This window comes from Halosimplex marinum (genome assembly GCF_051414075.1).
Taxonomy (GTDB): domain Archaea; phylum Halobacteriota; class Halobacteria; order Halobacteriales; family Haloarculaceae; genus Halosimplex; species Halosimplex marinum.
Window position 1 is genome coordinate 106,854 of the sequence record NZ_JBLKNY010000009.1, and the last position, 7,436, is coordinate 114,289.

The window sequence follows — 7,436 nt, forward strand, 5'->3', positions numbered from 1 at the left end:
GAGCGGCCGGGTCGTATCGTATGGCTGACTCGCGTGCCACCAGCGGGGAGTCCGCGCCCCACGACCAGCGGCTCGAACGACTGATCGCCGAGGGGATCGACGACGACCTGTTCACCGGCGCCGCCGCGGCGGTCGGCAGTAGCGACGGCATCGAGTGGGAGACCACCGCCGGCGAGCGCGACCCGCGCTCGGGCGACCCGGTCACCGCGGACACGCGCTTCGACGCCGCGTCGACGACGAAGGCGGTCGTCACGGCGACCGTCGTCATGCGACTCGTCGAGGAGGGGGTACTCGCGCTCTCGGCGCCGATCGGCGAGTACGTGCCGCCGCTGTCGGGGACCGACCGCGGCGAGATCCCCCTCCATCGGTTCATGACGCACACGTCCGGGCTCCAGCCTTACCACTACGACGACGGGTGGGAGACGCCCGACGACGCGCGCCAGGGTATCTACGACGCGGACCTCCTGGCGGCAGACCCCGGCGAGCGCTTCGAGTACAGCTGTCTCAACTACGTCCACCTCGTCGACGCCACGAGGTGGGTCACCGACCGCGCGTTCGCCGACCTGGCCCGCGAGTACGTCTTCGACCCGGCGGGGATGGACCGCGCCCGGATGGGTCCGCTCGGCGACGACGTCCCCGCGGCGGTCACCTACGAACGCGACCACGCCGACGCCGCGTTCGCCGGCGAGATCCACGACCCCATCGCGCGCGCCTTCGCCGGCGAGAGCGGGAACGCGGGGCTGTTCGCCACGGCGACGGACCTCGGTCGCTTCGCGGCCGAGTTGCTCGCCGTCCGCCGACGCAGTGCGGCGTCCCGCGGTGCAGCCGACGAGGACAAATCGGTTGACAGGGGGAGACCGGCCGACGGAGACGGGCCGGCCGATAGCGGTGGACCGGCCGACGGCGGCGGCCGACTGCTCGCGCCGGGGACCGTCGACCGGATGACCCGCGACTGGCTCCCCGACAGCGAGCGACCGCACGGCCTCGGCTGGCGGCTGGCTCGCGAGTGCTACCCGGCCGCGAACTGGTCGCTGTCCTCGTTCGGGCACACGGGCTACACCGGCACGTCCGTGTGGCTCGATCCCGAGGTCGACCGCTTCGCCGTGCTCCTGACGAACGAGGTCTACTGCGGCAAGGGCGACGGCATGGTCCGGTTCCGCGAGCGGTTCCACGGCGCCGTCGCGGGCGAACGGTACTGACCGCCTCCGTCGATTCTCTCCCTCCTCACGCCTCGTCCGGAAGCAGGATCTCCCGCAGGGCCGTCAGATCGTGGTCGACGACGCGCCGGTCGATCAGGTCCCCGTCGTGGTCGTCGATCCGTTCGGTCGGGTCGAACAGGACAGCCGTCCCGGCGACCTCGAAAGCGCCGTCCTCGGCCGCGGAGTCTCCGACGTAGACGGCGTCGGCGGGGTCCGCGCCCGCCCGCGCGCAGAGGTGCGAGAGGATGGGTCCCTTCGACTCGGGCGGGACCCGCGGGACGGCGTCGACGGGCACGCCCTCGTCGTCGTAGACGATCTCGTTGGAGACGACGAACGCGGGGTCGAACGCCTCGACCGGCCTGATCAGGTCGACCAGCCCGGCGCTGACGACCCCGAACGGGATCCCCGCGTCGCGGAGGTCGGCGAGCAGCGCCTCGGCACCGGGCTTCAGTTTCACGGCCGCGGCCGCTCGCTCGACGTGTTCGCGCCGGACACCTCGCTCGCGGAAATCGGCCACGTTGCCCGCGATCCACTCGTCGTAGGTCAGCTCACCCGACCAGAACGCCTCGGTGCGGGCCTCGCCGGCGTCCTCGACGCCGAAGAGGCGGTAGAGCAGGCTCCACCCGCCGAGCTGTTCGGCGAGCGTTCCGTCGAAGTCGAAGCCGACGACCGCCGGGCCGGGGCCCTCGTTGGGCTCGAAGTCGGCGCCGTCCGGGAGCGACGTCACGGCTCCACCTCGGAGACTTTCCCCATCGTCACCGGCCGGTCCGCGCCGGTCGCGGCCGGCACGTTGCTCGGGACGCCGTCGAGGCGCGCGACGCCGAGCAGCGCGAACAGCGCGGCCTCCTTCCGGTCGGCGCCGACGCCGGCGGCCTCCGACCGGGCGACGGGACAGTCGACGCGCTCGTCGAGCATCGCGAGTAGCGTCGGGTTCTCCGCGCCGCCGCCGGAGACGAACACCTCGTCCGGGTACGTCGGTGCGAACGCCGCGTAGGCGTCGGCGATGGACTGCGCGGTGAGCGCCGTCGCGCTCGCGACGACGTCCGGGTCGGAACAGCCCCGATCGCGCGCGGCAGCGACGAACCGGCGGGCGTACTCGCGGCCGAACCGCTCGCGCCCCGTCGTCTTCGGCGGCGCCCGCCGGAAGTACGGGTCGTCGAGGAACTCGGCGACGAGGCCGTCGTCGACGCCGCCCGCGGCCGCGAGTTCGCCGTCGACGTCGTAGGTCAGGTCGCCGTCGGTCACGAGTTCCACGACGGCGTCGACGACCATGTTCCCGGGCCCGGTGTCGAACGCCACGAGGTCGTCGCGGCCCGGAGCGGGCGGGACGAGCGTGCAGTTCCCGATGCCGCCGACGTTCTGGACGGCGCGGACCGAGTCGTCGGCTGCGAAGCAGGCGCCGTCGAGGAACGGCGCGAGGGGCGCGCCGTGGCCGCCCGCGGCCACGTCGGCTGCCCTGAAGTCCGAGACGGTCCTGATCCCCGTCCGCTCGGCGATCACGCACCCGTCGCCGATCTGGAGCGTCGAGCGCGACGGGCCGCCGACGCCGGGGTACGACTCGCGTTCGGGGGCGTGCCAGGCAGTCTGCCCGTGGCTGGCGACGAGGTCGACGGATTCGGTCGACCGTCCGGCCTCGCGCCGGGCCGCCTCGGCGGCGTCCGCGAAGACCGAGGCGAGCGCGACGTTCGCGCGGCAGATCTCGTCGACGGTCCCCGTCTCGTCGTCACACAGCGCCAGGATCCGGTCGCGGAGGTCACGGTCGTACGGGCGTTCGACGAACGATTCGACTTCGACCTCGTAGCCGAACGGGTCCGACGGGTCGGACCGCACGACCCGGCAACAGGCGGCGTCGACGCCGTCGAGCGACGTGCCCGACATCACGCCGATGGCGACGCGCGGGTCGGCGACCGCGGCGTCGCCGGTGTCGCCACCGTCGCCGGCCACGCCGCCGTCCCCGTCGGGAGCGGAGTCTCTCATGGCGGAACTACCCCCTACTCCCGCACGAGTCCACAAGGAATTACCGGTCACTCGCGCGACTCGGTGCGCGTGTCAACGTTTAATAGGCAGTTCCCGGTAAGCCGGTGCATGGGGCTCGAGTTCCACTACTACGTACCGGGCTGTTTCCAGGACCCCCGTTCGGACGTCGAACTGGGAAAGTACGCCGCCGAGCGCGGCTTCGAGGGGATCTGGATCGGCGACCACTTCCTCCCGTGGCTGGACAACCGGCCGTACACCCACCAGATCCTCCCCTGGCTGGGCGCGTTCATGAACGAAGTCCCCGACGTCACCGTCGGGACCTTCGTGACGTGTCCGACCGTCCGCTACGAGCCGCCGGTGCTCGCGCAGGCGCTCGCGACGCTCGACAACATGTACCCCGGCCGCTTCGAGCTCGGCGTCGGCACGGGCGAGGCGCTCAACGAGGCGCAGTTCCTCGACGGCGAATGGCCCGAGTGGGACGCGCTCGCGGAGATGCTCGTCGAGTCGCTCGACGTCGTCGACACCCTCTGGGAGGCCGACGAGTACGTCGACTACGACGGCGACCACTACAGCTACGACGCGATGCAGCTGTACACCCAACCGCGGTCCGAGCTCCCGACCCACTGGGCGGCCTGGGGACCGCAGTCGGCCGAGATGGCGGGCGAACACGCCGGCAACCTGATGACCGCGTCGCCACCGGAGCACATCGAGCGGCTGGTCCCCCGCTTCGAGGCGGGCCTCGACGCGGCCGGTCGCGACCCCGAGGACGCCCACGTCGCCACACAGCTGAACGCCCACGTCGGCGACCCCGACGAACTCGTCGCGGAGATCCGCGAGCGCGGCGAGCACACCCCCCACGACACCGAACTCGACAACCCGGATCCGCGGGACGTGCAGGCGGCCGCCGACGCGGAACTCGCGGAGATGAGCGACGCCGAGATCCGCGAGGAGAACAACATCGTCAGCGATCCCGACGAACTCGTCGACCAGATCGCCGCCCTCGAAGACGCCGGCGTCACGCGGGTCATCCTCGTCTCGAAGGTCGGCGACTACCGGGAGACCATCGACGTCGTCGCCGACGAGGTCATGCCCGCCTTCGAGTGAACGGGAGGCCCGCCGGAGGGCCACCGGTCTTCGACGAACCGACGGGAATCCGTCCTGTCGGTCACCTCGACGCGTACTTTTATCCCCTCGTCGCCCGCACGTATCGCCGATGGTCGAACTCGGTATCGAGCGATTGCTGTCCAGTCGAACGGATCTCGTCGCCGGCGACCGCGTCGGACTGATCACGAACCCCTCCGGCGTCGACTCGCGGTTGCGGTCGACGATCGACCTGCTCGCGGCTCACGACGACATCGACCTGCGCCGCCTGTTCGGGCCGGAGCACGGCATCCGCGGCCGGGCGAAGGCGGGCGAACACGTCGAGGACGGGGTCGACGAACAGACGGGGCTGCCGGTGTCGAGCCTCTACGGCGAGACGCGGCGGCCGACCGCCGAGATGCTCTCGGACGTGGACACCCTCGTCTACGACATGCAGGACGTGGGCGTCCGCTACTACACGCTCGTCTATACCCTCGCCTACGCCATCGAGGGCGCCGCCGAGCACGACACGCGGATCGTCGTTCTCGACCGCCCCAACCCCGTCGCGCCGCTGGCGCCGGACGGCAACCGCGTCCCCAACGAGCACTCGTCGTTCGTGGGCAACTACCGGCTACCGGTGATCCACGGGCTGACCGTCGGCGAGCTCGCGCGGTACTTCGACGGCGCGTTCGGGATGGGCGCCGACCTCGACGTGGTCGAACTGGGCGGCTGGTCGCGCGAGCAGTGGTACGACGAGACGGGGCTCCCGTGGGTGCCGCCGTCGCCGAACATGCCGAGCCTGGAGACGGCGATACTCTACCCGGGCACCTGCCTGTTCGAGGGGACGACGCTCTCGGAGGGCCGCGGGACAGCTCGCCCGTTCAAGCTCCTCGGCGCACCGTGGGTCGACGCCGAGGCGTGGGCGGCCACGCTCACCGACCTCGACCTAGCGGGCGTCGGGTTCAGGCCCGCCTACTTCACGCCGCGCTATCAGAAACACGAGGGCGAGCGGGTCGAGGGCGTGCAGGTCCACCTCCGCGACCGCGACGCGGTTCGACCGCTCGATGTCGGTCTGTCACTGCTCGTCTCGGCGTTCCGTGACTACCCCGACAGCGAGTGGCGGACGTTCGACGACGGCCACTTCGTCGACCGGCTGGCCGGCGGCCCCGCCCTGCGGGAGCGCGTCGACGCGATGGCGGACGACGAACCGATCGCCGACGTCGTCGACGACGTTCGGTCGTCGTGGCGCGACGACCTCGAATCGTTCGCTGCCGAGCGCAGCGAGTACGAACTGTACGACTGACAGACGACACACAGCATGACACGACAATCCGAGGCGGACGAACGGACGGCCGGCGCCGACAACCAGACGACCGGCACCGACGAACGGACGGCCGAGGACCGCGAACAGCCCGGAATCGACGTCGACGTGGCCGACCTCACGCTCGCGGAGAAGGTCGGACAGCTGTTCCACGTCGGGTTCCACGGCACGGAGCCGACCGAGGACATCCGCGAACTCGTCGCCGACTACGGCGTCGGCGGCGTCATCTACTTCAGCCGCAACGTCGAGACCCCCGAACAGACGGCGGCGCTCTCGGCGGCGCTACAGGAGCAAGCCCGCGAGGCGACCGGCGTCCCGCTGGCGATCTCCACCGACCAGGAGGGCGGCATCGTCAGTCGCGTCCCGTTCGGGACGGTCCCGCCGGGGCAGATGGCCCTCGGCGCGACCGGCGATGCCGACCTCGCCCGCGAGTTCGGATCGGCCATCGCCGGCCAGCTCCGCGCCGTCGGCATCAACACGAACTTCGCGCCGGTGCTGGACGTGAACAACAACCCCGACAACCCCGTGATCGGCGTGCGGTCGTTCGGGAGCGACCCCGACCTGGTCGGCGAACTCGGGAGCGCGGTCGCGGCGGGCCTCCAGGGCGGCGGCGTCGCCGCCTGCGGGAAGCACTTCCCCGGCCACGGGGACACCGCGGTCGACCCCCACGAGGCCATGCCGACCGTCGGCCACGACCGCGAGCGCCTCGACGCCGTCGAACTGGCGCCGTTCCGCGCGGCCGTCGACGCCGGCATCGACGCGATCATGACCGCCCACGTCAACTTCCCGGCCGTCGAGCCCGACCCCGACGTTCCGGCCACGCTCTCCGAGCGGGTCCTCACGGGACTGCTCCGCGAGGAACTCGGGTACGACGGCGTGGTCGTCACCGACTGCATGGAGATGAACGCCATCGCCGACGGCGTCGGTACCGTCGACGGCGCCGTCCAGACGATCCGCGCCGGCGCGGACGTGGTGCTCGTCTCGCACACGGCCGACCGCCAGCGGGCGGCCATCGAGGCCGTCGTCGAGGCCGTCCGAGACGGGACCATCCCCGAGGAGCGGATCGACGAGTCCGTCCGGCGCGTCCTCCGGCTCAAGGCCCAGCGCTTCGCCGGGGCGGACGCGCCGTCGGTCGAGGCGGCCGGCGAGGCGCTGACGGCGACGGCCGAGCGGGTCGCGCGCGACGCGGTCACGCTCGTCTCGGACGGCGCCGACCTGGTCCCGCTGCCGGACGACCGCGACGTGTTCGTCTGGGACTTCCCGGCGGGGCGGGGCTCGGCAGCGGAGGACGGCGGGGTCGACATAGCTCCGCTGGTCGACGCGCTCGAATCCCGCGGGCGGACGGTCCGGCGACACACGTTTGCCGATGAGGGCCGCGATGCGGACGACCTTCCGGCCGTCGACGCCGACGAGGTCGTCCTCGCCTGCACGTTCGACGCAGCGACGAACGCCCGCCAGGCCCGCGTCGTCCGCGCCGCCCTCGACGCGGGCCACCCGGTCGCGGTCGTCGCCCTCCGGAACCCCTACGACCGGCGCGCGATCCCGGAAGCGCAGACCTTCCTGACGACGTACGATTACAGCCCCGCGATGCTCGCGGGCGCCGCCGACGTGCTCACCGGGCGTCACGAGGCGCGCGGGCGCCTCCCCGTCACGCTCGACTGAACGCCGCACGTCGCCCCACCGCTACTTCGTGACTGTTGCCTCGCGAGCGCCGGTGCTCGCGGTGGCGGAGAACGGGAATGGGGGCGTCGACTGCGGGAGAGGACGGGTGAAGGACGCGTCAGCGGGAACCACAGCGGACCTCGGGCGCGTTGCAGACCTGACAGCGATTCGCGCCGTCGGCGAGCGCGCGACCGTAT

At 71.9% G+C, this 7,436-nt stretch carries 6 protein-coding genes; 4 read left to right on the forward strand and 2 right to left on the reverse strand.

The window, feature by feature from the left end:
* The first annotated feature begins 20 nt into the window (after positions 1-20).
* A complete protein-coding gene (locus ACMGFI_RS21155; RefSeq protein WP_436912370.1) occupies positions 21-1,199 on the forward strand; it encodes a serine hydrolase domain-containing protein in 1,179 nt (392 codons plus the stop codon).
* Between the two features lie 25 nt (positions 1,200-1,224).
* Here the strand turns inward: ACMGFI_RS21155 and ACMGFI_RS21160 are convergent, their stop codons facing one another.
* Together ACMGFI_RS21160 and ACMGFI_RS21165 are read right to left on the reverse strand one after the other, a co-directional pair.
* On the reverse strand, positions 1,225-1,926 hold the full coding sequence (locus tag ACMGFI_RS21160) for an HAD-IB family phosphatase (protein ID WP_436912372.1): 702 nt from the start codon (positions 1,924-1,926) through the stop codon (positions 1,225-1,227).
* The gene (locus ACMGFI_RS21165) at positions 1,923-3,176 is read right to left on the reverse strand and encodes an anhydro-N-acetylmuramic acid kinase (RefSeq protein WP_436912373.1); all 1,254 of its coding nucleotides are present in this window, start codon (positions 3,174-3,176) and stop codon (positions 1,923-1,925) included. The genes ACMGFI_RS21160 and ACMGFI_RS21165 overlap by 4 nt, the downstream gene beginning before the upstream one ends.
* A gap of 108 nt (positions 3,177-3,284) precedes the next feature.
* Here ACMGFI_RS21165 and ACMGFI_RS21170 point away from each other — a divergent pair, with 108 nt between their 5' ends.
* From ACMGFI_RS21170 to nagZ, 3 genes are all read left to right on the forward strand, one after another.
* A complete protein-coding gene (locus ACMGFI_RS21170; RefSeq protein WP_436912374.1) occupies positions 3,285-4,280 on the forward strand; it encodes an LLM class flavin-dependent oxidoreductase in 996 nt (331 codons plus the stop codon).
* Positions 4,281-4,389: 109 nt separating this feature from the next.
* Positions 4,390-5,559, forward strand: a complete 1,170-nt coding sequence (locus ACMGFI_RS21175) for an exo-beta-N-acetylmuramidase NamZ family protein (RefSeq protein ID WP_436912376.1) — start codon at positions 4,390-4,392, stop codon at positions 5,557-5,559.
* Between the two features lie 15 nt (positions 5,560-5,574).
* Entirely contained in the window at positions 5,575-7,239 is a 1,665-nt protein-coding gene (gene nagZ / locus ACMGFI_RS21180) for a beta-N-acetylhexosaminidase (protein WP_436912378.1), read from the forward strand.
* Positions 7,240-7,436: the final 197 nt, after the last annotated feature.

Bases quoted from the DNA above. Each gene is read 5' to 3' on its own strand.
- nagZ (WP_436912378.1), top strand. From the start codon at position 5,575: ATGACACGACAATCCGAGGCGGACGAACGGACGGCCGGCGCCGACAAC.
- ACMGFI_RS21155 (WP_436912370.1), top strand. From the start codon at position 21: ATGGCTGACTCGCGTGCCACCAGCGGGGAGTCCGCGCCCCACGACCAG.
- ACMGFI_RS21165 (WP_436912373.1), bottom strand. From the start codon at position 3,176: ATGAGAGACTCCGCTCCCGACGGGGACGGCGGCGTGGCCGGCGACGGT.
- ACMGFI_RS21175 (WP_436912376.1), top strand. From the start codon at position 4,390: ATGGTCGAACTCGGTATCGAGCGATTGCTGTCCAGTCGAACGGATCTC.
- ACMGFI_RS21170 (WP_436912374.1), top strand. From the start codon at position 3,285: ATGGGGCTCGAGTTCCACTACTACGTACCGGGCTGTTTCCAGGACCCC.